Origin of the sequence: Serinibacter arcticus (genome assembly GCF_003121705.1) — a bacterium.
GTDB lineage: Bacteria > Actinomycetota > Actinomycetes > Actinomycetales > Beutenbergiaceae > Litorihabitans.
This window is the reverse complement of record NZ_PYHR01000002.1, coordinates 2553979-2578100: the sequence shown is the minus strand read 5'-3', so window position 1 is coordinate 2578100 and position 24122 is coordinate 2553979. Positions and strand designations below refer to the sequence as shown.

General features: G+C 73.3%; 24 protein-coding genes. 16 read left to right on the top strand and 8 right to left on the bottom strand.

All coding sequences use genetic code 11. The annotated features are described in order from the left end of the window. Nucleotides 1–76: 76 nt before the first annotated feature. Complete coding sequence (locus tag C8046_RS11660; RefSeq protein WP_109229587.1) at nt 77–2716, top strand: SIR2 family protein; 2640 nt, start codon at nt 77–79, stop codon at nt 2714–2716. Nucleotides 2717–2728: 12 nt separating this feature from the next. Here the strand turns inward: C8046_RS11660 and C8046_RS11655 are convergent, their stop codons facing one another. Together C8046_RS11655 and C8046_RS11650 are read right to left on the bottom strand one after the other, a co-directional pair. Then, entirely contained in the window at nt 2729–3535 is an 807-nt protein-coding gene (locus C8046_RS11655) for an N-formylglutamate amidohydrolase (RefSeq protein WP_199224455.1), read from the bottom strand. Next, nucleotides 3528–4991 carry an ADP-ribosylglycohydrolase family protein gene (locus C8046_RS11650; protein WP_109229585.1) on the bottom strand — a complete coding sequence of 488 codons (1464 nt, stop codon included), beginning with the start codon at nt 4989–4991 and terminating at the stop codon, nt 3528–3530. The genes C8046_RS11655 and C8046_RS11650 overlap by 8 nt, the downstream gene beginning before the upstream one ends. Before the next feature lie 133 nt (nt 4992–5124). On the opposite strand from C8046_RS11650, the gene C8046_RS11645 reads away from it, so the two are divergent. The 13 genes from C8046_RS11645 to C8046_RS11585 all read left to right on the top strand — a co-directional run bounded on the left by C8046_RS11645 (nt 5125) and on the right by C8046_RS11585 (nt 18240). After that, nucleotides 5125–5544 (top strand): helix-turn-helix domain-containing protein, encoded by a 420-nt coding sequence (locus C8046_RS11645; protein ID WP_158277203.1) that lies wholly within the window; start codon nt 5125–5127, stop codon nt 5542–5544. 173 nt (nt 5545–5717) lie between these two features. Next, nucleotides 5718–6533: an excalibur calcium-binding domain-containing protein gene (locus C8046_RS11640; protein WP_109229583.1), complete on the top strand. Its 816-nt coding sequence runs from the start codon at nt 5718–5720 to the stop codon at nt 6531–6533. 100 nt (nt 6534–6633) lie between these two features. Further along, nucleotides 6634–7593 (top strand): trypsin-like serine peptidase, encoded by a 960-nt coding sequence (locus C8046_RS11635; protein WP_109229582.1) that lies wholly within the window; start codon nt 6634–6636, stop codon nt 7591–7593. Between the two features lie 193 nt (nt 7594–7786). Continuing rightward, a complete protein-coding gene (locus C8046_RS11630; protein ID WP_109229581.1) occupies nt 7787–8857 on the top strand; it encodes a LacI family DNA-binding transcriptional regulator in 1071 nt (356 codons plus the stop codon). Nucleotides 8858–8892: 35 nt separating this feature from the next. Next, a complete protein-coding gene (locus tag C8046_RS11625) occupies nt 8893–11262 on the top strand; it encodes a glycoside hydrolase family 3 N-terminal domain-containing protein (RefSeq protein ID WP_109229580.1) in 2370 nt (789 codons plus the stop codon). Beyond that, complete coding sequence (locus C8046_RS11620) at nt 11249–12298, top strand: sugar phosphate isomerase/epimerase family protein (protein WP_109229579.1); 1050 nt, start codon at nt 11249–11251, stop codon at nt 12296–12298. The genes C8046_RS11625 and C8046_RS11620 overlap by 14 nt, the downstream gene beginning before the upstream one ends. Next, nucleotides 12295–14037 carry a dihydroxyacetone kinase family protein gene (locus C8046_RS11615; RefSeq protein ID WP_109229578.1) on the top strand — a complete coding sequence of 581 codons (1743 nt, stop codon included), beginning with the start codon at nt 12295–12297 and terminating at the stop codon, nt 14035–14037. Before C8046_RS11620 ends, C8046_RS11615 begins: the two co-directional genes overlap by 4 nt. Continuing rightward, the gene (locus C8046_RS11610; protein ID WP_109229577.1) at nt 14030–14542 is read left to right on the top strand and encodes a ribose-5-phosphate isomerase; all 513 of its coding nucleotides are present in this window, start codon (nt 14030–14032) and stop codon (nt 14540–14542) included. Before C8046_RS11615 ends, C8046_RS11610 begins: the two co-directional genes overlap by 8 nt. After that, nucleotides 14539–15489 (top strand): 3-hydroxyacyl-CoA dehydrogenase family protein, encoded by a 951-nt coding sequence (locus C8046_RS11605; protein WP_109229576.1) that lies wholly within the window; start codon nt 14539–14541, stop codon nt 15487–15489. Before C8046_RS11610 ends, C8046_RS11605 begins: the two co-directional genes overlap by 4 nt. Before the next feature lie 224 nt (nt 15490–15713). Continuing rightward, complete coding sequence (locus tag C8046_RS11600; protein WP_146197137.1) at nt 15714–16175, top strand: hypothetical protein; 462 nt, start codon at nt 15714–15716, stop codon at nt 16173–16175. Between the two features lie 56 nt (nt 16176–16231). Next, entirely contained in the window at nt 16232–16705 is a 474-nt protein-coding gene (locus C8046_RS11595; RefSeq protein WP_109229574.1) for a cupin domain-containing protein, read from the top strand. A gap of 5 nt (nt 16706–16710) precedes the next feature. Then, complete coding sequence (locus tag C8046_RS11590) at nt 16711–17274, top strand: DUF7010 family protein (RefSeq protein ID WP_109229573.1); 564 nt, start codon at nt 16711–16713, stop codon at nt 17272–17274. A gap of 63 nt (nt 17275–17337) precedes the next feature. Further along, the gene (locus tag C8046_RS11585; RefSeq protein WP_109229572.1) at nt 17338–18240 is read left to right on the top strand and encodes a T3SS (YopN, CesT) and YbjN peptide-binding chaperone 1; all 903 of its coding nucleotides are present in this window, start codon (nt 17338–17340) and stop codon (nt 18238–18240) included. Nucleotides 18241–18250: 10 nt separating this feature from the next. Here C8046_RS11585 and C8046_RS11580 read toward each other — a convergent pair whose 3' ends face one another. The 3 genes from C8046_RS11580 to C8046_RS20005 are packed head-to-tail and all read right to left on the bottom strand — an operon-like array spanning nt 18251 to nt 20640. Then, the gene (locus C8046_RS11580; RefSeq protein WP_109229571.1) at nt 18251–18607 is read right to left on the bottom strand and encodes a hypothetical protein; all 357 of its coding nucleotides are present in this window, start codon (nt 18605–18607) and stop codon (nt 18251–18253) included. 48 nt (nt 18608–18655) lie between these two features. Next, nucleotides 18656–19708 carry an RDD family protein gene (locus C8046_RS11575; RefSeq protein ID WP_158277202.1) on the bottom strand — a complete coding sequence of 351 codons (1053 nt, stop codon included), beginning with the start codon at nt 19706–19708 and terminating at the stop codon, nt 18656–18658. Nucleotides 19709–19740: 32 nt separating this feature from the next. After that, complete coding sequence (locus tag C8046_RS20005; RefSeq protein ID WP_328587595.1) at nt 19741–20640, bottom strand: cupin domain-containing protein; 900 nt, start codon at nt 20638–20640, stop codon at nt 19741–19743. Between the two features lie 39 nt (nt 20641–20679). Here C8046_RS20005 and C8046_RS11560 point away from each other — a divergent pair, with 39 nt between their 5' ends. Beyond that, entirely contained in the window at nt 20680–20967 is a 288-nt protein-coding gene (locus C8046_RS11560; protein ID WP_199224454.1) for a hypothetical protein, read from the top strand. Between the two features lie 13 nt (nt 20968–20980). Here C8046_RS11560 and C8046_RS11555 read toward each other — a convergent pair whose 3' ends face one another. The 3 genes from C8046_RS11555 to C8046_RS11545 all read right to left on the bottom strand — a co-directional run bounded on the left by C8046_RS11555 (nt 20981) and on the right by C8046_RS11545 (nt 22937). Further along, on the bottom strand, nt 20981–21805 hold the full coding sequence (locus tag C8046_RS11555) for a hypothetical protein (RefSeq protein WP_109229569.1): 825 nt from the start codon (nt 21803–21805) through the stop codon (nt 20981–20983). 4 nt (nt 21806–21809) lie between these two features. Continuing rightward, nucleotides 21810–22121, bottom strand: coding sequence for a hypothetical protein (locus C8046_RS11550; protein WP_109229568.1), 312 nt, complete (start codon nt 22119–22121; stop codon nt 21810–21812). Between the two features lie 63 nt (nt 22122–22184). Beyond that, nucleotides 22185–22937: a hypothetical protein gene (locus C8046_RS11545; protein ID WP_109229567.1), complete on the bottom strand. Its 753-nt coding sequence runs from the start codon at nt 22935–22937 to the stop codon at nt 22185–22187. Between the two features lie 105 nt (nt 22938–23042). Between C8046_RS11545 and C8046_RS11540 the strand changes: the two genes are divergently transcribed. Further along, the gene (locus tag C8046_RS11540; RefSeq protein ID WP_109229566.1) at nt 23043–24086 is read left to right on the top strand and encodes an ImmA/IrrE family metallo-endopeptidase; all 1044 of its coding nucleotides are present in this window, start codon (nt 23043–23045) and stop codon (nt 24084–24086) included. Nucleotides 24087–24122 lie beyond the last annotated feature (36 nt).

The window sequence follows — 24122 nt, the reverse complement described above, 5'->3', positions numbered from 1 at the left end:
CGTACCCGGTCGCGCTGAGTCGAGCTGTCGCTACCCTCGACCCAGGCCCGCCCCAACTCGATCTGAACGAGGACCCATGACCGCCTCCTTCGACTGGTCCGACTTCACCAAGCGCCGTATGAGCACCTCCGCCGGCAGACGAGAGATCGCGGTCGCGCTTCTCGGTGACCTCATGCGTTGGGGGCACGGGCTGGATCTCCACCCCGAACCGGACGTCTGGACTCTCCGCGCTCGAAGCGCCGGGGAGCGGCGCGGCCCGGCTGCAGCGCTCCGATTCGAGGACGAGGCCATCGCTGTCGGCGCGAGCGGAGTCGACAACGGGACCGAGCTGCGCTGGACCGACCTCGCCGCCGCCGAAACCTCCCGGGCGGCCTCGCTCCTCCTCGAGTCCCGCCTCGGTCTCGCGAGCCCGGCCCAGACGCCGCTGGCCACCCCCCGCGCCCTCGCCTACAAGGCCGCCTCCGAGCTGCTCCGGCAGCACCCCGGCCGCCCGGGTGAGATCAACCCGACCGCCGTCGCCGTCGGAGACACCTCTGACGGCTTCGCCGAGATCCACCTCGACATCGGCACCGTCACCATCAGCACGGTCGGCCGTGCCGAGACCGTCCGCGGGTCGCACGACCTCTCCGATCTGTACAACGAGGTGGGTCGGAAACTCCCCGCGCTCGTGGAAGCGCTGACCCGGTACGGCCACCTGTTCGTCGCGCACAGCCGGCTGGAGACGGTGGGGTGCACCGCCGTCGTCATCCCGTCCGACGCCTGGTTCTCCGTCAATCCGAAGTGGAAGTCGGCGGCCGGCGTGCCCGAGCACGTCGCGTGGCCCGAACTTCGGCCTCGAGCGTGGGGACCGGGCGCCGTCGAGCGCGTCCATCCCGAGACGGCACCGGCCAGCACCCACCCCGACGCCTGGATCATCGACTCGATCGCGCCGACGCCGGAGGCGGTCGGCGAGCTGGCGGCCCGCGTCGTCGCGAGCATGATGCGCAAGTCCGGACCAGAGCTGCGCAAGGCCGCGGAAGAGGCGGGCCTGCGGCTCCCTCTCCTGGCGTTCCCGATGCTGGGGTCCGGCCACGGGGGCCACACGGACGACCGCGGACGCCTCGCCGACGCCCTCATCACCCACCTCAGCGAGGCCGCCGCGACGCACGGGGTCGACGTCGTGCTCGTCACCGCCTCGCGCTCGGACTACGCCGTGCTGCAGCACCTGCGTCGCGCGCGTGCCCGACGAGGATCCTTCGCCGACCTCCTGGGCAGCAAGCTTCTCGACAAGGCGAGGGGGCTCGGAACCAAGGTCGCCAACAAGGAGGCGGCCCTGTTCTTCGGTGCGGGCCTGAGCATGGGCGCAGGGCTGCCGTCGTGGGGCGGCCTGCTGCAACGGCTCCTCGACGACGCCGAGTCCGACCTGACGTGGGAGGAGATCTCCAGCCTCCCCGTGCTCGACCAGGGTGAGGTCATCGAGCACGAGCTCCGCCGGCTCGCCGACGAGGACGGCGAGTCACTCGGGGAGCGCGTCACCCGCATCATCCGGAGCGACCGCCGATCCGGTCTCGGGCACGTGCTGCTCGCCGGGATGCAGGTTCCGAACGCGGTCACGACGAACTACGACCAGCTGTACGAACGAGCCGTCGAGTCCACCGGAGGGGTGGACGGCACCCGGGCGATCGCGGTCCTGCCGTGGCAGCGGGTCGAGGCCGAAGGCCCGTGGGTACTGAAGATGCACGGGGACGTCGACCACCCCAGCTCGATCGTGCTCACCCGTGGCGCGTTCGTTCACTACGACTCCCGGTGGAAGCCCGTCGGAGCGGTGGTCCAATCGCTGATGATGACGAAGCACCTGGTGATCGTCGGCGCCTCCCTGACCGACGACAACCTCATCCGGTTCGCCCACGAGGTTGCCGGCCTGCGGGTGGCGCTCGCCCAGGACGGCGGGGACCACGCCGAGGGCGCCGACATCGGGACCGTCATCACGCTCGACCCGGATCGCGCGTTCGGACGACTGTGGAGCAACCAGCTCGACGTCGTCGTGGCCGGTGGCGCACCGAGCGTCGCCACCCGCGGCCGTCCGTCGCTCAGCCGTGCGCTCTCCCTCTTCCTCGACGCGGTCGCGATGTACGCGGCCCACGACGCGAACCATCTGCTCGATGCGCGCTACCAGGTCGGGGACTCGCGGCTCGTGGCGCTGCTGCGCGAGGCGTACGCCGAGGCGTTCCGGCTCGGGCACGACGACGAGGCGTGGGGTGCGCTGGCCAGGTCGCTGGCGGGGTTCGGGGCTGCGGAGGATGCCGACGGGTCCACTCAAGACTCCGGCCTCAGCGTCCGACCTTCGCTCGACGGAGCCCACCACGCGCTGTCCGGCCGACTTCGCTCGACCGAACGTGGTCGGCCGGAGGAGAACGACTCCGTGACGTTCGGCGAGGGCTACGTGCAGTGGACCCGGGCCGACGAGCGCAGACCGGGCGTCCACATCGAGATCAGCGAGGGTGGCCCGTACGACGAGCCCATGCCTCCCGAGATCGTCGACCGGCTCGTCGCATTCGGCTGGAGGCGACCCGACCGCCACTTCCGCAATTGCTGGCTGGTCGCCTCCGCCATACCCGGCGACGGCCTCGTCTCGCTCGAGGAGGCCGCCGAGATCACCCTGCGCAGCGCCCGGGTTCTCGGGGTCACCTCCGGCCAAGCCGCTTACGCGGTGATGGCGGCGCGCCGGCCGAGGTGAGGCTCGGCGCCGTCAGCGGAACCTGCGCGGGGCGACCGCCTCGTTGAGGGCAGCGATCGCTCGGACGACCCGCGACGAACCGTCGTGCATCTCGACCGATGCCTCGTCCATGTACACATCGCGGCGAATCTCGATCATCAGCGACGACACGCGGCGATCGATGCCGTAGAAGTCCAGCGGCACGTACGTCCCGGCGAACGGCGAGTTGATCTCGATGTCGAATCCCGCGAACGCTCCCCGCGCGAGCGCCACGAGCTCCGGCGGCGTGTGCACCTCGTCGACGCCGAGACAGATCTCGGGACGCGGCGAACCCTCGGGAACGATCTCGTACGGCAGCTGGCACAACGGGTAGGAGTGCAGGTCGAGGAGCACCGCCGCGCCGTCGCGCTCGAGGTGGTGAGCGACGGCGTCGCGCACCGCCCGGGCGTGCGGGTCCGCGTAGCGCGTCACGAGGCTGGGATCGCCGGCATCTCGAAGGAGTGAGCCGTCGTGGGTGCGGGTGTAGACCGCCCCCATCCCGACGGCGTTCATCTCTTCCCGCTCGTCGGGGAAGCGCTCGACGTCGACCGCCAGTCGCGAGACCGGTGCCGCGAGAACCTCGATGTCGACGCGACCGCCGAGCGCCGCGACAGCTCGCTCTGCGAGCACGTCCGTGAACGAATCCGTCATGAGATCGAGTTCGGCCTCGAGAGCGGCGTCGTCGAGCACGATGCTCGCGCGCGCATCGGCGGGGATCAGGCGCGAGGCGTGCGGGACGTGGAGGACGACGCCGGTGCCGCGCCCGCCGGTCTCGCGTGAACCCGGGTCGGTGTCAGGCAACGTTCCTCCAGCGGTTGTCGAAGCGGGCGAGTGCGGCGCGGAAGCCGGCGTTCGGCGAGGCAGCGGGAAGGACTCGGCAGACGGCCGCGGTGGCCTCCGCCAGCGGGACATCGCGAAGCATCGCGTAGGCGATCCCAACCGTGGGGGTTCTCGAGTGAGCGGCGACGCAGTGCACGAGAACCGTCCTACCCTCCCGCCGGAGGTCTCGCACGGTTCGGGCGGCGTCGAGCAGCACCGCGTCGAGGTTCGGGTTGCTCTCGGGGTCTGCGACGTCTTGGAGGCGGAAGGTGATCTGCTCGATGCCGTCGGGCACCTGCGTCCGTCCGGTGAGGCAGAGGGTGACGACGGCGTCGACGTCCTCGGGCAGGCGGTCGAGCGCGGTCGCTCCCGCGAGCCACACGCCGTCGTCGTGGGGGTGGCGTGCGAGCGCGGGACGTCCGTACTGGAGCGGGACGTAGTCGATGTGCTCGACGGCGGGCCACCCGTACTTGGTTCCCTCCCCCCGGGTCACACCGAGGACCGCGAGGCGCTCGAGCTCCCGCGAGTCGATGACCGGCCAGCCGTGCAGGATGCGACGCCACCGGGCCGGGACCGCCGTCATGCCCCAGCGAGCGCCGAGCAGGGCGCCGGCGATCGCAGCGACGGTGTCGGTGTCGTGCCCGATGCGGATGGCGGTGGTGAGCGCGTCCGCGAGGTGACGCGACGGATCGGCCTCGGGCACGGGCGTGTGAGCGATCGCCGACCAAGCTGCCTGAAGCGCGCCGACGGCCCATCCGTTCGTCGCGAAGTCCGACGGCGGACGCGACTCGGCGTTGCGCAGACGCTCGCGCCAGACGGCGGCGTTGGGCATCCAGCGGGCGACGTCGTCGAAGACCGGGATCTCACCGGTCAGCACCGCGTGACGAATCATCAACGACCAGAGTGCGCACGCCTCCTGCGCGTGGTCCTGGAAGTGCGTGAGCGCGCTGATCGCCATCGCTGTCTCAACGCAACCCTCGGGGTCGTCGAGGTAGGCGAGGGCGACCGGCCCGGTCCGCATGAGTGAGCCGTTGCCAGCGCTCCGCCCCGAGCGGTCGTGGACCTCGCGGGCGGCGGCGGTCATCGCGGCGGCCGAGGGGGTGGCCCCCGCTCGGGACAGCACAGCGCCGGTCTGGATCCCGACGTCGGGAGGATCGCCCGCGTACCAGCGGGCGAACCCTCGAGCGATCTCGTCCATGGACTCGCCGTCGCGGAGATCGCGGCCGGTAGCGACCACCTGGGCGATGGCGACGGCCTGCGCCGTGTCGTCGGTCCACTCCCCCGGTGCGAAGTTTCCGAGCCCGCCACCGATCATCTCGGGGACGAGGTCCGGACTGACGCGGGCGAACTCGTAACCGGCGCCAAGGGCGTCACCGGCAGCAGAGCCGAGAAGGACGCCACAGGCTCGGTCGGTCTGGGCGTGGGCGAGGTGAAGCATGAAACCTCCTGGCGAAGTCGGGGCTATGCGCTCCGCATAGCTCAACTGATGCTGAACGTACTCTCCGAATGCGCGGAATGCAACCTCTTGGATATGCGCGGCGCATAAGATGAGCGCGAGAGGAGGTGCCGCGATGGTGACCTCACCTAAGACCGGCGACCTCGGCGTCGGGCGTCGGATCGCGTCACGGCGCGAGCAGCTGGGCCTCAGCCGAAGGGCCCTCGCCGAGGCGACAGGCCTGTCCTACCCGTACATCGCTCAGATCGAGACGGGCTATCGGATGCCGTCGAGTCGGCACCAAGGTCCGATCGCTCGGGTTCTGGGCTTGTCGCTGGATGAGCTGTTCGGCGAGGAAGCGCCCGATGGGATCACGTCGGCCGGGACCGGCACAGAGCGGGGCCTCCGACGGCCCTCGGTCCCCCAGGCCGTGGATGCCGCAGTCGCCGCGCTCGAGTCGTTGCCCGCCTCGGTGCGACTGGAGGCGCTGTCGCAGCTCCAGCTTCGTGTGGTGACGGGCGTTGCCGAGGAGCAGGCTCGCCGTCGGTCGATCTGAGCGGCGACCGGGGAGCGACGCTCAGCCTCGCGCAGCCACACAGTTAGCCAACTCATCGACGCTTCGAATCGGCGCCACTTGGCTCGCCGCGCGCACCTCGCCCCGGGGCGTTACGTTCTTCCAGGCCCGCGGGTGTCCCGGGTAATCGCCCCCCTGTGAAGTGAAGTGACGTCATGCCTGCACCCCAGACCCCCGGCAACTGGTTCCCCGACGAGACCGAGGCCTACCCCACCTGGGACGTTCCCGGCTCGACCGAGCGCACCCGCTCCGCCGAGGAGGACCGCCGCGACACCGCCGTCATCGGCGTCGTTCCGACCCCTGCGACCGAGAAGCGCAAGAAGCGCACGCTCCCCCGCTGGGCCGTCGGCTCCATCGCGGGCGTCGCGGGCCTGCTCGTCGGCATCCTCGTCGGCGTCGCCCCCGGCGCCGGCACCGCAGCCGAGCTGGAGGAGACCATCGCCGAGCTCGCCTCGGTCAACGAGGACCTCGTCGCGGAGCAGACCACCCTGGCGGACACGCAGACCAGCCTCGAGACCGCCAACGCCACCATCACGCAGCTCGAGGCCGACGCCGCTGCCGCCGTCGCGGCCGAGCAAGCCGTCGCCGACCGCGAGGCAGCGACGGCGACCCGTACCACCGAGCTCGACGCCCGTTCGACCGAGCTGGACACCCGCGACGCCGACCTGGCCGCCCGCGAGGCCGCCGTCGCCGGACGGGAGACGACCGTGACCGACCGCGAGAACACCGTCACCACCCGCGAGGCAGCCGTCCCCGCCACGCCCAGCGCCCCGAGCACCACGATCGCGCCGTTCGCCGGCAGCGGCGGCTCCTCCAGCGGTTCGTCCGCCGGCTCGGGCAGCGGCACCTCCGTCAGCTACGCCAACTGTGACGCGGTCCGGGCAGCGGGCGCCGACCCCATCCACCGCGGCGAGCCCGGATATGCCAAGCACCTCGACCGTGACGACGACGGGATCGGCTGCGACAAGTAGCGGGCGACGCCGTCGAGCGGGGACCCATGGAGGACGGCGCCCGCCAAACCGCGGCTGAACCGCCAGGTATCACCACGCCCCCGCCTCACTCTTCCTGGGCATGGATACCTACGACGACACACCCCCACTGTCTGAATCCGAGCTCGCCGAGCGTCTGGCGCAGCTCGACGTCTCCGAACCGCCGGCCGAGTTCGCGGCGGAGCTGGAGGCGTCGAAGCCGACGCCCTACGAGGTGCACATCGTGAACCGCGACGCCCCCACGACGGCCGAGGAGCTCGCGCCGCTCGAGCCGTTCCGGCCGGGCTGGCTCGGCGAGGTCGTCCGGCCCCGCCACTCCCCGGCGGTCCAGTCCCGCCCCCGCGTGGTGCATCAGGGCGAGGACCTCCACCCGCTCACCGTCTACCGTCCCGACGACCGGCACCCGTACTACGACACGTCCTACCCCTGGATCAACGTGTGCCGGATCCAGATGGACAACGGTGGTTTCGGCTCGGGCGCGATCGTCGGCCCCCGCCACGTGCTCACGGCCAACCACGTCGTCGACTGGGCGTCCAACGGCGCCGGCGTCGTGGAGGTGCTGCGACACGGCTCCACCTCGGTGCGCACCTCGCGCATCACCAACGTCTGGTCCTACCCGGGCGTCCGGCTCGGTGACACGATCCCGTTCTCCAAGCTCGACGAGGACTACGTCGTGCTCGTCACCGCGGACCGGATCGGCGACTCCTACGGCTGGTTCGGCGTGCGCACCTACGACAGCGGCTGGGACGGCCAGCGGTTCTGGACCACCGCCGGCTACCCGGACGACGTCGGTGGCGGCGTCATCCCCCACTGGCAGAACAGCAAGTGGCTGGACGAGTCGGCTCTCGACTTCGGCGGCGGCCGGGCGATCTCCACCGACGCCGACACGTTCGACGGCCAGTCCGGCAGCGGCGTCTGGGCCTGGTGGGACGCGGGCCCCTCGATCGTGGCCGTCGTCTCGGCCGAGGGCTCCGCGAACTGGTGCTCCGGCGGCAACGACCTGACCCGACTGGTCAACACGGCGCGGCAGGGGTCGCCGTAACCACCCACCCGAGGTCGCGCCCGGGTTCGCGCGAAACGCGGGCCCGGGCGCACTGCCCTACCCCCATGGAAACTTTCGCGACTTTCCTTGGATGAGCCCATCGGCCGGGACGCTTGTCATCACCGCCCGGAGCCCTTGCCATCCGCCCCGACCACCCCTACTGTCGTGGCATGTTCCAGGAATGTTTCCGCCGATGAGCCGGCAGGGTGCCGTCCGCACCGAGGAATCAGGAACGCGTCGACCCCGCCTCGAAGACATCGCCGCCCTCGCGCAGGTCTCGCCCCCCACCGTCTCGAAGGTCCTCAACGAGCACGCCGGCATCTCGGCCGCGACCCGCCTCCGCGTCCAGCAGGCCATCGACGAGCTCGGCTACGTCAGGCGCACCCCCCGCGCCCCCCGCACGCCCCGACCGCAGCGCAGCATCCAGGTGATGCTCGACCGCCTCGGCACCCCGTACGCGATGGAGATCCTCGCCGGCATCTCGCTCGAGGCCGAGGCCCAGGGCGTCGACATGGTCGTGAGCCGGTTCCAGCTCGAGGACCCCGAGACGGGCGTGCTGGAGCCGAGCGAGTGGGCGCAGCGCCTCTCCCTCGCCGGACGCACCGGCGCCATCGTCGTGACCGCCGACCTCTCGGTCGAGCACGCGGTGCAGCTCGCGCAGAAGCACCTGCCCGTCGTCGCCATCGACCCGATGGACGTCACCGGCGACTCCGTCGTCAGCATCGGCTCCACCAACTGGGCCGGCGGGTACTCCGCCACCGAGCACCTGCTCGGGCTCGGCCACCGCCGGATCGGCGTGATCGCCGGACCGTCGGGGGCGCGCGTCGCCCGCGAGCGGGTGCACGGCTTCCGGGCCGCGTGCGAGTCGGCGGGCGTCGCCGTCGACCCCCGCTTCGTGGAGCACACGGGCTGGGACTACGCGTCCGGCCTCGCCGTCGCCTCGGAGTGGCTCGCGGGCGACGACGCCCCTACCGCCATCTTCAGCGCGTGCGACCTGCAGGCGCTCGGCGTCCTCGAGGCGGCCCGCCGGGCCGGCGTCGACGTCCCGGGGGACCTGAGCGTCGTCGCCTACGACGACACCGAGGCCGCCCAGTGGGCCGCGCCGCCACTCACCGCCGTCCGCCAGCCGCTGCACGAAATGGGCCGCCTCGCCCTGCGCGACCTCCTCGAGGTCGCCGCCCGACCCGGCCTCCGCGCACGCCACGTCGAGGTGGCCACGACGCTCGTCGTCCGCGACTCCACCGCCGCCCCCCGCCAGATCTGAGACCCCCGCCCACCAGGCCCGAGGAGCACCTCCGCATGACCGACAACGATGTCGATAACGATGTCAGCCCCATCACCGCACCGCCGACACCCCTCTGGCGCGACCCCGCCCACCCGGCCGCCGACCGCGCCGCCGCCCTCCTCGCCGAGCTGACGCTGGAGGAGAAGGTCGCCCAGCTCGGCAGCTACTGGGCCGACACCCGCGGCTCCGACGAGGTCATCGCCCCGATGCAGGACGTGCTCGGCGCCGGCCGCCCGCCATTCGCCGACGCCGTCGCCCACGGCATCGGCCACCTCACCCGCGTGCTCGGCACCACCCCGGTCGACTCCGCGACCGGGGCCCGGAAGGTCGCGGACGCGCAGCGCGTCGTCACCGACGCCAGCCGCCTGGGAATCCCGGCCATCGCCCACGAGGAGTGCCTCACCGGCTTCACCACCCTCGGCGCCACCGTCTACCCCTCGCCCCTGTCCTGGGGCGCCACCTTCGACCCCGAGCTGATCGCCCGGGTCGGCCGCGCGATTGGCGAGGACCTGCGCGCCGTCGGGGTCCACCAGGGCCTCGCGCCCGTCCTGGACGTCACCCGCGACTACCGCTGGGGCCGCGTCGAGGAGACGATCGGCGAGGACCCCTACCTCGTCGGCACGATCGGCGCCGCGTACGTGCAGGGCGTGGAGAGCGCCGGCGTCGTCGCCACCCTCAAGCACTTCCTCGGCTACTCCGCCTCGCGCGGCGGCCGCAACCACGCCCCCGTCTCCGCCGGGCCGCGCGAGGTTGCCGACGTGCTGCTGCCGCCGTTCGAGATGGCCCTCGCGGTGGGCGGCGCGCGGTCGGTGATGAACTCCTACTCCGAGATCGACGGCGTGCCGGTCGGCGCCGACGCCGGCCTCCTGACCACCGTGCTGCGCGACCAGCTGGGCTTCGAGGGCACGGTCGTGTCGGACTACTGGTCGATCGCGTTCCTGCTGTCCAAGCACGCCGTCGCCGAGGACGTCGCCGACGCCGGGCGCCTCGCACTCACCGCGGGGATCGACGTCGAGCTGCCCGACACCGGCGCGTACGGCGCGCTCCCCCGGCTCGTGCGCGCGGGCGTCATCCGCGAGGACCTCGTCGACCGGGCCGTGCTGCGCGTGCTGCGGCAGAAGGTCGAGCTGGGCCTGCTCGACCCCGACTGGGACCCGCTGGCCCCGACCCGCGGCGACGTCGACCTCGACTCGGCCGACAACCGCGCCCTCGCGGGGGAGGTGGCGGAGCGCGCCGTCGTGCTGCTGGCCAACGACTCGGGGCTGCTGCCGCTCGACTCCCCGAACCGGGTGGCCGTCATCGGCCCGTGCGCCGACGACGCCCGCGGCCTCCTGGGCTGCTACTCCTACCCGATCCACGTGCTGCCGCGGCACCCGGAGCACGGCCTCGGGCTGCCCGTCGCGAGCATCGCGCAGGCGCTCGACGCCGAGCTGGCCGACACCGCCGTCGTCGCCCTGGAGGGGGTCCCGCTCCTGGAGCACGACCGCTCCGGGATCGCCGCGGCCGTGGCGGCGGCGCGGGAGAGCGACGTCGTCGTCGCCGTCGTGGGCGACCGCGCCGGGATGTTCGGCAAGGGCACCTCCGGGGAGGGCTGCGACGCCCCCGACCTCGAGCTGCCCGGCCTCCAGGGCGAGCTCGTCGAGGCGCTGCTGGACGTCGGGACGGAGACCGGGGTCCCCGTGGTGCTCGTGGTGGCCTCGGGCCGGCCCTACGCCGTCGGGCGCTACCGCGATCGCGCCGCCGCGATCGTCCAGACGTTCATGCCCGGTGTCGAGGGCGCCGCCGCGATCGCGGGCGTGCTCTCCGGGCGCGTCAACCCGTCCGGCCACCTGCCGGTCTCGGTGCCGGCGACGTCGGGCGGCGCCCCGCACACCTACCTCGGGCCCGCGCTCGCGCACGACGGCGACCGCATCAGCAACGTCTCCGTCGCCCCGGCCTTCCCGTTCGGCCACGGCCTCGCGTACACGACCTTCGCCGTCGGCGACCTCGAGCTCGAGGCCGCCACGGTGCCCACCGACGGCACGGTGCGCGCGAGCGTGCGCGTGACGAACACCGGGACGCGCGCCGGCTCCACGGTGGTGCAGCTCTACGGGCGCGACCTGGCGGCCAGCGTCACGCGCCCCGTGCTCGAGCTCCTCGGCTACCGCCGGCTCGACCTCGACCCCGGCGCGACCCGACGGGTGGAGCTCGTGCTCCACACCGACCGTCTCTCCTTCACCGGGGCCGCCGGCCACCGCGTGGTGGAGCCGGGCCGCGTCGAGCTCAGTGCAGGACTGTCCAGCGGTGAGAGGCCTGCGTCGGCGCAGGTCACCCTCACCGGCCCCGAGCGACGGGTCGCAGCGCGACGCGTCCTCGTCACGGAGGTGAACGATGACATCGCATGACACGACCACTCCCCCGACCACCGCTCCCCGGAGCACCACGCCCCTGACCGCCACCACCTGGCCCATCGCGGCCGCGACCCTGGCCTTCGGCGGCCCGGCGCGCGACGGCGGGGAGGTGCACGACGCCCCGGCCGCCGAGTGGGGGCGGGTGCTGCGCGCCGTCGCCCGCGCGGGCTTCGACCACGTCGACCTCACCGACGCGTGGCTCCGCCCGGGCGACCTCGCGCCGTCGCGCCGCCCGGAGCTCCTGGACGTCGCGGCCGAGCACGGCGTCGCGCTCGCCTCCATCTCCGCGATCCGCCGCAGCGTGATCCACGCCAGCGACGGCGAGGAGAACCTCGCCTACTCCCACCGGACCATCGACGCCGCGGCGGGCCTCGGGATCGGGACCGTCTCCGTCGGGCTCCACCAGGCGCTCACGCCGGCGCAGCAGCGCGAGCTGTGGTTCTGGACCGTGACCGGCCACGAGGACGACCCGGCGCACTGGGACCTCGCCGTCGAGCGCCTGCGGGAGCTCGGCCGGCACGCGGCCGACGTCGGCGTCGTGCTCTCGCTGGAGATGTACGAGGACACCTTCCTCGGCACCGCGGCCTCCTCCGTGCGCCTGGTCGAGGAGATCGGGCTGCCCGAGGTCGGGCTCAACCCGGACATCGGCAACCTCGTCCGGCTCCACCGCCCGATCGAGGACTGGAGGGAGGCGTTCGAGCTCACCCTCCCGTGGACGAACTTCTGGCACGTCAAGAACTACTCGCGCGACGAGGACGTCGCCCGGGATGCGTACACCGCCGTCCCCGCCCTCATGGAGACCGGCCTGATCAACTACCGGTGGGCCGTGCAGCGCGCCGTCGAGCTCGGGTTCCAGGGCGTCATCTGCACCGAGCACTACGGCGGCGACGGGCTCAGCGTGAGCGCGTCCAACCGTGACTACCTGCGGCGCGTGCTGCCGGAGGAGGGCGACGTCGAGCTCGGCGTCAGCCGCGTGCTCCAGCCGCGGCTCACGACGCCGACCCACGACCGCGCGGGGGTGGCGTCATGAGCTTCCTCGTCAACGATCCCGACGCGTTCGTCGCCGAGGCCCTCGAGGGGTTCGTCGCGGTGCACTCCGGCCTCGTGCGCGCCGTCGACGGCGGTGTCGTGCGCCGGACCGGGACGCCCGACGGCCAGGTCGCCGTCGTCGTCGGTGGCGGGTCCGGGCACTACCCGGCCTTCGCCGGCGTCGTCGGGGAGGGGCTGGCGGCCGGCGCCGTGTGCGGCAACGTCTTCACCTCGCCCTCGGCCGGCCAGGCCTACCGCGTCGCCGCGGCCGCCCACGCGGGCGCCGGCGTCCTGTACAGCTACGGCAACTACGCGGGCGACGTCATCCACTTCGGCGAGGCGCAGGAGCGCCTGCGCGGCGAGGGCGTCGACGTCCGCACCGTCCTGGTGACCGACGACATCGCGTCCGCCCCGCAGGAGGACTGGGAGAAGCGCCGCGGCATCGCCGGGGACTTCGTCGTCTTCAAGGTCGCGGGGGCCGCGGCCGCCGCGGGCGCCGACCTCGACGAGGTGGAGCGCCTGGCCCGCCTGGCCAACTACCGCACCCGCACGCTGGGCGTCGCGTTCGGCGGCTGCACCTTCCCCGGCGCCGACGAGCCCCTGTTCACCGTGCCCGAGGGCCGCGCGTCGCTCGGCCTCGGGATCCACGGCGAGCCCGGCATCCGCGACGTGCCGCGCCAGAGCGCCGACGCGCTCGCCGACGAGCTCGTCACCGCGCTCCTCGCGGACGTCCCCGACGACCGGGGCGAGCGCGTCGCCGTCGTCGTGAACGGGCTCGGACGGGTGAAGTACGAGGAGCTGTTCATCCTCTACCGCGCCGTCGCACGGCTGCTCGACGCCGAGGGCCTGAGCATCGTCGAGCCCGAGTGCGGCGAGCTCGTCACCAGCCTCGACATGGCCGGGGCGTCCGTGACGCTCGTGTGGCTGACGCCCGAGCTCGAGGAGCTGTGGCGCGCGCCCGCGCACACCCCCGCGTACCGCAAGGGGACGACGGCGGAGGGGGGCGCGGACCCGCGGACCGGGGATGAGGGCGAGTCGCACGACGGCGGGGCGCGCGCCGACGTCGCAGCCTCCGCCGACGACGGCCCGGTGACGACGACGCCGGAGGCCGCCGTCGCGCTGGAGCTGCTCGCCGCGGTGCGCGAGACGCTGCACGCCCACGCCGACGAGCTCGGCCGCATCGACGCGATCGCGGGCGACGGCGACCACGGCGTCGGGATGTCGCGCGGCATCGACGCGGCGCTCGACGGCGCCTCGCGCACGTCGGGCGGCGTGGCCGCCGTGCTCGGCGCCGCCGGGGACGCGTGGAGCGAGCGCGCCGGCGGAACCTCGGGCGCGCTGTGGGGCGCCGCGCTCCGGGCCGCGGGCCGGAGTCTCGACGGCGTGGAGCTCACGACGGCCACCGTCGCCGACGCCGCGCACGCGGCCCTGGACCGCATCGTCGCGCTCGGCCGGGCCGAGGTCGGCGACAAGACGATGGTCGACGCGCTGGTGCCGTACGTGGACGAGCTCGACGCGGCGGCGGGGCGCGGGGACGGGGTGGGCGACGCCGTCGCGAGCGCCGCCGCGGCCGCCACCCGGGCCGCGGAGTCGACGTCGGAGCTCAGCCCCCGGCTGGGCCGCGCCCGGCCGCTCGCCGAGCGCAGCGTCGGCCACCCCGATGCCGGGGCGACGTCCCTGGCCCTGATCGTCACGACGATCGCCGAGACCGTCACGAGCACGAGGAGTCACGATGAGTGAACCGCTGCGCCTGATCGTCGGCGCCGACGACGCCGGCTTCGCCTACAAGGAGGAGCTCGCCGCGATGCTGCGCGCGGACCCCCGCGTGGCGAGCGTGGTCGACGTCGGCGTCGGCCCCGACGACCACACGATCTACCCCGAGGTCGCCGTCGAGGCGGCCCGCCGCGTCGCCTCGGGGGACGTCGACCGGGCGCTGCTGATCTGCGGGACCGGGCTCGGCGTCGCCATCGCGGCCAACAAGGTGCCGGGCGTGCGGGCGGTGACCGCTCACGACAGCTACTCCGTGGAGCGCTCGGTGCTGAGCAACGACGCCCAGGTGCTGACCATGGGCCAGCGCGTCATCGGGCTCGAGCTCGCCAAGCGGCTCGTGGGTGAGTGGCTCGACTACCGCTTCGACAGCGCCTCGGCGTCGGCCGCGAAGGTGGCGGCGATCCCCGAGCCGGGCAGGACCGAGCATCACGACAGCACCCAGCACGACAGCGCCGACAGTGAGGACCACGCATGAGCACCATCGCCATCATCGGCTCCGGCTACATGGGCGGCGGCATCGCCCAGCTCTTCGCGATCGGCGGCCACGAGGTCCGCATCGCCGACGTCTCCGCGGACGTGACCGCGACCAACCTGGTGCGGATCCGGCAGGAGGCGGCGGCGTTCGAGGCCGAGGGTCTCCTGCCCGCGGGTTCGACGGCGGCCGTCGAGGCGCGCGTGCACGCGGCCGGCTCCCTGGAGGAGGCCGTGGCGGGCGCCGACCTGGTCGAGGAGGCCGTGATCGAGGTGCTGGCGGTCAAGCACGACGTGCTCGGACGGGCCAGCCGCGCCAACGAGACCGCGACGATCGCCAGCAACACCTCGACGATCTCGATCGCCGCCATCGCCGAGGGGGTGCACCTGCCGGAGCGGTTCCTGGGGGTCCACTTCTCCAACCCCGCGCCGTTCATCCCTGGCGTCGAGGTCATCCCGCACGCGGGGACGCAGGAGGAGCGGATCGTGCAGGCCGAGGAGCTCGTGCGCGGCATCGGCAAGACGACGGCGCGCGTCGGCGACGTCACCGGCTTCGTGCTCAACCGGCTGCAGTACGCGCTGTTCCACGAGGCCACCCAGCTCGTGGAGGAGGGGGTCGCCTCGGTCGAGGACATCGACACCGTGGTGCGCACGACGTTCGGCTACCGGCTGCCGTTCTTCGGGCCGTTCGCCATCGCGGACATGGCGGGGCTCGACGTCTACAACTTCTGCTACGGCTCGCTCCAGGGCGGCTTCCCGGAGCGCTTCGCCACCCCGGCGGCGCTGACGGACCTGGTCGCCGCGGGGCGCCTGGGCGTGAAGGCGGGCGGCGGGTTCCGGGAGCTCGACGCCGAGCGCACCGCCGAGCTCGTGGCCTACCGGAACAAGGCGTACGTGGCGATGCAGGCGCTGCTGGACGAGCTGGGGCCGTCGCCGTTCGACGCGCGGTGAGAGTGGGGGCGGGGTCGCCCGAGCCCGAGCCCCGCGCGATTCGCTGCGGTAATCTCGCGCTCGTGCCCCGCCCTCACCCCCGCTCGTTCTCGACACTCGCAGCGGCGGCGATGCTGTCCGTCCTCGTGGTGACGGGGTGTTCGGACAGCGAGCCCCCCGTCGTGACCGACGACGTCGGCGGCCCTCGTGAAACCGGCGAACCGAGCCGATCGCCGGAAGCTCCGGTGGCACCCGCTGGGGCGCCGCCGTACGCCGGACCCCCGTACGAGGTCGTCATCACCGACGAGAACATCGGTCCCGCGGGCCTGAGCCAGTACTGGGTGACCATCGAGAACCTCGACGTCTCGAGCACCGCCTATCGCGACGCCGTCAAAGAGGTGGTCTCCGACGTCGCTGCAGGCGAGCAGTCAGCTGACGTCATTGTCACTGTGGTGACGGATCGAAAGATCGCCGAGGCCGAGTCGCCGTCGACGGTGCTCGACTTCATCGAGGAGTACGGGGACGACTACCTCGTGAACGCGATTCCGACTCTGGAGGTCGAGGGATGGGTCGCGTCGTACTCCGGCGGTCTCAACCCTGACCAGGCAGACCCGACCGACGCCCTCGACGGGTACGAGATCCTGTGGTGGCCCTACGGGGACCTCGAGGTCGAGGCGTGGAAGCCGGACCTCCCGGCGTCGACCTGATCGACCTGCCAACGCCACCCTGGCCCCGCCGTCCTGACTCGGTCAGGATGACCAGCATGGACATCACCGACAACGGCCCCCACCCCAACGCCTTCGACATCGAGACCGCCACGCAGGAGAACGGTGACTACCGCCGCGTCGCGTGGACCGGCAAGCACCTGCAGGTCGTGCTCATGTCGATCGAGCCCGGCAACGCCATCGGCCTCGAGGTGCACCACGGGACCGACCAGTTCCTGCGCATCGACGCCGGGAAGGGCCGCGTCAAGATGGGCCCCGACAAGGACGACCTCTCCTTCACCCAGGACGTCTCCGACGGCTGGAGCATCCAGGTCCCCGCCGGCACCTGGCACGACGTCGAGAACACCGGTGACGAGCCCCTTCGCCTCTACACCGTCTACGCCCCCACCCACCACGCCCAGGGCATCGTCCAGGCCACCGCCGACGACGCCGACAAGGACGAGGAGGCCGGCCGCGACGAGCCGCCCGCGTGGGTCGAGGAGGTCGACACCAAGGGGGAGGAGTCGGCCTGACGACGATGGAGGACCTCGGGTCGGCGCTCGCCGAGCTCGCCGACGCCAACTACTCCGGTGCCCCCTTTCTCGGGGCCTACGGGGTGACGTGGCTGGTGTGCGCGCTGCTGTGGCACACGCGAACGCCTCGGGTTGCCGCCTTCGCGACGCTCTTCCAGGGCACGGTCGCGCTGCCTGTCGCGCTCGGGATCTCCGCCGCCCTCGGCATGTTCGACGAGCGCCCCGGCGGCCCGCTCCTGGCACAGCTCGGCGTGCTCGTCTCGATGTCGCAGCTGCTCGTGCTGCCGCTGCTGATCGTGCTCGTCACCCAGCGGCGGTACACCGCCGTCCCGCTCGTGTTCGCGATCACCGCGGCGATCCACTTCGTGCCCTACGCCTGGCTGTACCAGAGCGTGCTGTACCTGGTGATGCCGGTGGTGGTCGCCGTCGGGCTCGCGATCGTAGCCGGGATCGACCGCGATCCGGAGCGCGACGACGTGCTGAGCGCGTCCGGGGCTGGGCGCGTCTGCGCGCTGACCGGCGTGGCGCTGCTCGCGACCGGGGTGGCGGCGGTGGTGCTCTCCGGCTGAGGCCCGGGCCGACGGTGGCGAACGGGATTCCCGATGTCAGACCCCTCCTCTAGCGTCCCCGGCATGACAGATCCTTCGCCCCACAGCTCGGAGACGGACCTCGACGCGTCCACCGCCACCGCGTGGTCGCAGTTCACCGAGGAGCTCGTGGAGCTCATCGACGAGAACGGGTCGCGGTCGATCGGGATCTTCGTCGAGGAGGGCGCCGCCACCGTCAACCGGCTCCGGATCGACTGCGAGGGCGACGACGTCTTCGTCCTCCTCCGCGGCAACATCGGGCTCCCACCCGCGCTTCGCCTCTCCCGCGCGGCGATGGCGCAGGCCCGACGGCGTGGCTGGATGCGCGCCGCCGTCGCCAGCAAGCACTACGCCCGCTACTTCCGGGCCGACGCCGCCGCGGAGGCCGCCGACGCGGTCACCACCGCGCTGGTCGAGGTGCTCGGCGTGCTGCACCCCGCGTTCCTGACCGTCGACGACCTGCCGGAGACCCCGCGGTCGGTGGCCCCGGAGCCCGTCGCGCCCCGCCCCCGGCGCGGTCCGACCCCACTCGCCAGCGGCGTGCGTCCCACCGACGCCCGTCACCTCGACCGTCTCGTCGAGGAGACGCTGGGCGCCGTCCTGGGCCGGGAGGTCCGCCGCGGCGAGTGCGGGGAGATCGAGATCGAGGCCGGCGACGCCAGCGTCGACATCGAGTGGAGCACCGCCCGGCTCATCGTCCCGATGACGGCGCTGATCACGACGGCGGTGGACGACGTCGGCCACGCGCTCGCCGTCGTCAACGACCTCAACCGGTTCCACCAGGGCGTCACGTTCGTGCTCCACGGCCGGGCCGTCGTCGCGCGTCTCGACTTCCCCGCGAGCCGGTTCGACGGCGCGCTGCTGGTCAACGAGCTGGCCAACCTCTGCGACCTCGTCATCGAGCAGGGGCCGGCGATCGCGACGCGACTGGAGGGCGCTGCTCGCTGACGGTCACCCGTCAGGCCGAGCCCGGCGACCGGAGAAGCTCGGCGGCCTCAGCCACGGAGTCGTCACTCACCTGGAGCGGGGCGCCGGACCACTGCCGCGCCCGCTGCTCCAGGTCGTGCGGGACCCGGTGGTCGTGGCGTTCGAGGTAGGCGATCGTCTCCTCCGACCACACCCACGCACCGTCGGTCCGGAAGCTGACGCCGATCGGCGGGGCACCGCCGTCGTACCGGTCGGGAACGGTCATCCGGGAGGCGACGACCAGCCGCCCGGCCCGGAGGTACGTCAGGACTCGACGCTTGTGCTTCCGCGACAGCCCATCGACGGTGTCGTCGGAGAGCCCCTCGGCGCGGAGCGGAACCCGGTTCACGACGATCCTCCAGGGGTGGGTCCAAACCTCACCACGGCCACGTCGCCCTCACCCCAGCCCCAGCTCCTCGCCGGTCACGGTGCACGTGGCGACCGGCACGCCGTCGAGCACGAGGGTCGACTCGATCCAGCCGTCCTCGCCCACGCGGCCGACCTCGTCGGACCCGAGCTGCTGGTCGGCGGCCAGCCGGCCCTGGTTCGGCGCCCCCGGGGCAAGTCCCCAGGTGAGGGACCCGTCCGGCGCGGCGGGATCGATCGACGTCCGCAGCCACGCCTCCTGCTCGGACCGCATCCCGCTGACCGCGTCGGCGTCCCACGCCCAGGTGATGATCGCCGCCGGCGCCACGGTCACCACGGGACGCTCGATCCACAGGCGCCGCTCGTACTGTCGCGACCCCTCCTGCCGCACGGTGGCCTGGGCCTGAGCCGCGTCACCGGCGTCGAGCACGGTCAGGTCGCCGCACGCCGTCGGTGGCACCGCCGGCACCGGCGCCACCCTCCCGATGGGGAACGACAGCCCGACCCCCAGCGCGCACACCAGCCCGGCGGCCGCCGTCACGAGCCGCGAGCGCCGTCGCGATCCCGGCCCGACCCGGTTCGCGAGCCACGCGGGGAGCTCAGGCGTCCGCGAGACGACGTTCGTGCGCAGGATCGAGTCGGCGAAGGTCTGGCGACGCGGGTTCCACAGCGGCCGCAGGTAGCCGATGAGGAGGAGCGAGTCGAGCACGTGCAGGAAGGGCCGGGCGAGCGTGCGCCCCAGACCCGCCGGACGCAGCGTGCCCTCGCGCACCACCATCACGCCGACCAGGCGCTTGCCCGGCGTCGCACCGGTGACGGCCTGGAGCAGCACGAGCGCCGCGATCGTCGCGAGCACCCAACCGCTGCGGGTCCACTCCATCGTCTCCCCGGCACCCGGGTTCACGAGGCCGCCGGAGAACGGCGGCTGCAGCGAGGGCACCACGGATCCCGCACCGACGGCGAGCCAGGTCACCCCACCGAGCAGGGAACCGTCCAGCAGGACGGCGGCGACACGGCGGAACCAGTCGTCCGAGGATCGGGTCTCGCGCGTCGTCGTCGACACGTCCGGCTGCAGGGCCACCATCGGACGATCCTTCCACGTCGGGTCGTCGGTGGTCATGGTCGGGGCTGGGCCCCCGCCTCGCCCCCCGCCCGCGTCCCGCGCGCGAAGGCCAGGCTCTCGGTCACGACGCCGAGCACGAGCTCGAGCTCGGCCGCGTCGCGCGGGCCGTAGATCATCACCTCGGTGCCGAAGTCGGCGTACTGGTGCTCCTCGGCCCACCCCAGGCTGATCAGCTCAGCGGCGCGCTCGGCCGGGAGGGTCAGGTGGAGGCTCGTGTCGTCGACCCCGTGCAGGTGAACGGGCTCCAGGCGCTCACCCGGCGCGAGCGAGGTCTCCGGGGCCCGCTCGTCGCGCTGGTCGACCAGGAACACCGCCCGCGACGACGCCGGCGACACCTGGCTCGTGCCCTCGACCACCCCGTCGAGCGCGTACACCCGCGCCACCATCTCGCCCCACAGCGCCGGCGACGCGAGCTGGTCGACCTGGCGGTGGGGGCCCTCGTTCGACGTCGTCGGGCGGGGGCCGCGGCGCTCGGGCGTCGCGCCCTCGCCGTCGGGCGCGAGAGCCGCGGCGGCGCCTCCGCCGTCGCCCTCCAGCTCCCGCAGCGCCGACGTCCGCGGCCCGCCGGCGTCGCCGGTGTTGACGGTCCCGGCCGGCTCGACGAGCAGGGCCCGCACCTCGCCGTCGGCCCGTGGGCAGTGCTCGACGCCGCGTGGCACGACGTACACGTCGCCCTCCCGGAGCACCACATCGCCGTCGCGCAGCTGGATCGTCAGCTCGCCGCTGACCACCAGGAACAGCTCGTCGGTGTCGGGGTGGCTGTGCCAGACGAACTCGCCCTCGAGCGCGACCACCTTGACGTCGTAGTCGTTGACGCTGGCGAGGCGGTGCGGCTGCCAGGGCGCCGTGAGGCTGTCGAGCGCGGCGTGGAGGTTGCGGACGTCGGAGGTCATTCCCCCATCACAGCACGCCCGTGCGATAGACCTTTCGTCATGAGCCTCTACGGAACACCCCCGGACGACCCCGGCCCGCAGGACCTCGGCACACCGCAGCAGGCCCCCGTCCCGCGGTGCTCGACCTGCGGTTCCGAGGACCTCGAGCCCGGCTTCGTCGAGGACGGCGGCGAGAGCTCCCACGGCTACAGCCGCTGGATCCCCGGTCCGCTCGAGCGAGGGATCTTCGGCGGCGCGGCGCGGATGGGCAAGCCTCGGTTCGAGATCGTCGCGCTGATGTGCCGGCGGTGCCGCCACCTCGAGCTGTTCGTGGGCGGTCAGGTGTAGCAACCGGTCCCGGCTACTGCGCCGCCAGCCAGGGCCACGTCCCGACGGTGCTCTCGACCCTGGCCAGGGTCGACTCCGCGCCGTCGGCGTCGCTCGCGAAGGTGGACGCAGCGGTGTCGAGCGTGACGACGGCGATCGTGACGCCGATCGCGGCGGCCCCCAGCGCCCCGAGGACCGTGGCGACCCCCGCGGCGACGCCGAGCCCGGCCAGGATCATCGCCGGCACGCCGACGGGAGCGCCGACGCCCGTCGCGGAGACGATGGCGCCGGCGATGAGCGTCGACGACCCGACAGCGATCTCGATCGTCCCGGCCACGAGGCCGGCCCACGCCGCCATGAGGGCCCCCACCAGGGTGAGGATCGCGAGGAGCACGGCGCCGGCCATCGCGAGGATCGCGGCCTTCATGTCCAGGAGCGGCCCCGACATGCCCGTCGACGCGGTCCGCGCCTCCTCGATCGCATCCTTCTGCAGCGGGATGCGCTGGGCGTAGGCATCGGCCGCCGAGCCCTCCCAGTTCGCCCCGACGCTGGAGTAGAGGTCGCGCACGCGGTCCTCGATGTCGCGCAGCACCGGACCGATGGTGACCCAGGAGTCCGACGCGGTCTCGAGCGCCTCGGGGTCACCCAGCCCGTCGAGGGCGTCCGCGATCCAGTCGGCGGCCGCCTGCCAGTGCCGCACGAGCTCCGCCATCGCGGCGAGGACCGGAGCGACCACAGGCCCCTGGCCCGCCTGGGCGGCGCGGGCCGCGGCCCAGTCCAGGCGCGCCTGGAAGAGCCCCAGCATGCGCTCGACGTCCCTGACCGCGTCGCGGATCCTCGTGATGATCGTCCAGATCATGGCGTCAGTCCTCGATTTCCCAGGTGTTGTTGAAGTCGATGGCGGCCTGCTCGTCCGAGGTCAGGTAGGCCAGCGCGACCTCGCGCAGCGTGAACGCCGCCCCGACCTGCTCGATCGACCCGCTCGCCAGCGCCTGGGACAGGTGCTGGCGGGCCCGGTCGTACGCCGCCGCGACGTCGGCCCCGAGGGTGCCGAAGGCCAGGGCGGGCGGGGCGATGGCCGCGACGGCATGGCCCTGGGCCCCGAGATCCCTGCCGGTCCCCTCCCAGTGGGTGGCGTCGGTGCTGAGCGCCTCGACGGCGACGCGGATGGACATCGGACTCCTCGGGTGGGGCGGGTGGGGCGGGGAGGTGCGGGCTGGAGGCGATCGGGGGCGCGGCTACTCGGTGAGCCGCAGCCGCGCGGCGAGCTGGGTCGGATCGGCGGCGAGCGCCGTCAGGGCGCGCAGCGGGGCGAGGTCGGCGTCGTCGACCCCCGGGAAGCCGGACGCGGGCGCCGGTCGGCGGAGCGCGGCGGTGATCTCGCGGGAGAGGGCCCCGGCATCGGCCAGCTCGGCCCACTGGGGGTCGATCCGCACGCCGTCGAGCGCCTGTCCGGCGAACGTCAGGGTGACGTGCTCGGTGCGCCGCTGCGACGGCGCGGGTGTCGGCTGGTCGTCGGACTGGCCCGTCACCTGGCTCTCCATCGCGCGGATCATCACGTCCATCCCGTCGCGCAGCTCGTCGAGCACGTCGGCGAACGCGTGCAGCGACGCCGTGGCGGGCGCGTGCGGGGAGACGGCCGGGAGGGCGACGGCGGTGGGGTGCTCGAGCGGCGGGGTGGACGGCGACGGCGGGGCGTGCGTCCCCGCGTGCTCGGCGCGCTCGGCGTGCTCCGCGAGTCGACGGTGGGCGCGGGCGCCGGCGTCGCGCGCGGCCTCCAGCACGGCGTCGCCGAGCTCGCGCGGCTCGAGGGCGGACCGCCAGACGTCGTGCACGACGGCCTCGGTCAGCCGTCCCTCGACCATCCGGACCTCGACGTTGCGGGTCTCGTCGATCCCCGTGGCCGACAGCAGGGCCGCACTGGCGCGCAGGTCGGCGAGCGTGCGATCGGCGTCGGAGGCCGTGGCGGACAGGCTCGGCAGCTGGCTCATGATCTCGAACCTAGGCGCAGCCGCAGCGCGGCGCGATGGGGAGAAGTCCCCGCGGCGCACGGCCGGGCGGCGGCGATGTCGGTGCCCGGCTCTACCGTCCCTGGCATGACGGCGCCACCCGCCCCGACCGAGACCCTCGCCCCGCACCCCCGGGGTGAGCGCCCCGCGCCGCACGGACGACCGATCCAGGAGGACCTGCTGGCCGGGTTCGCCCTGCCGGCCGGCGGGATCGGGCCCGGCCCGCGCGAGCACCTGACCCGCGAGAAGCTCGAGCGCAAGCGACGGCGGTTGCTCGAGCTCACCCTCGACGCCGTGGAGTTCGGCAAGGAGCCGTCGGTCAGCTCGGCGCTCCGGGCGGCGTGGCAGTTCTGGCCGCGGTTCTCGACCTACAACGGGCTGCTCCTGCTGTGCCAGCGCCCGAGCGCCACCCACGTCGAGACCCCGTCGACGTGGCAGCACCGGTACGGGATGGTCGCCCTCCCGAACGAGCAGCCGCTGCTCGTGCTGAACCCGGGCGGGCCGCTCCACTTCGTCCTCGACGCGTCCCAGGTCGAGCCGGGCCCCGATCCCGGCAGCCACGCCTACGAGCCGCACCAGCCGTTCGCCCGCCGCACCTTCGACGCGGCGCCGCAGGTGCTCGCGACGATGATCGAGTCGATCAAGGTCCACGGCGTCAGGGTGGTCGACCACCGCCTCGGTCAGTCCCGGGGCGGTCACCTCACGACGTCGCGCACCGGCGCCACCCAGGACGTCGTCACGAGCAGGCGGCCACTCGTCGTCGCCCCGGTGCCCGTGCGGTTCGAGCTGGCGCTGAACGCCGACCTGTCCCCGACCGAGAAGCTCGCCGTGCTCGCGCACGAGCTCGGCCACCTCTACTGCGGGCACCTGGGGCCCGACCCCGCCCTCCTGCAGACCGGCGAGGGGCTGTGGCTCGAGCGCCTCGACCTCGACGCGGAGCAGAAGGAGGCCGAGGCCGAGTTCGTCTCCGACGCCGTGATGCGGTTCGTGGCGCCCGGGGCTACGCGCCTGCGGCCCCGGGAGACCCCCGAGCTCCTGGACACCCCCGAGCTCCCCGACCACGGCAGCGCCGTCGTCGCCGCGCTGGCCGTCGAGCTCGTGCTCGATACGATCCAGGCGGCCGCGCTGTGACCGGCCCGCGGCTGTGGACCGGCCTGCTACGGACCG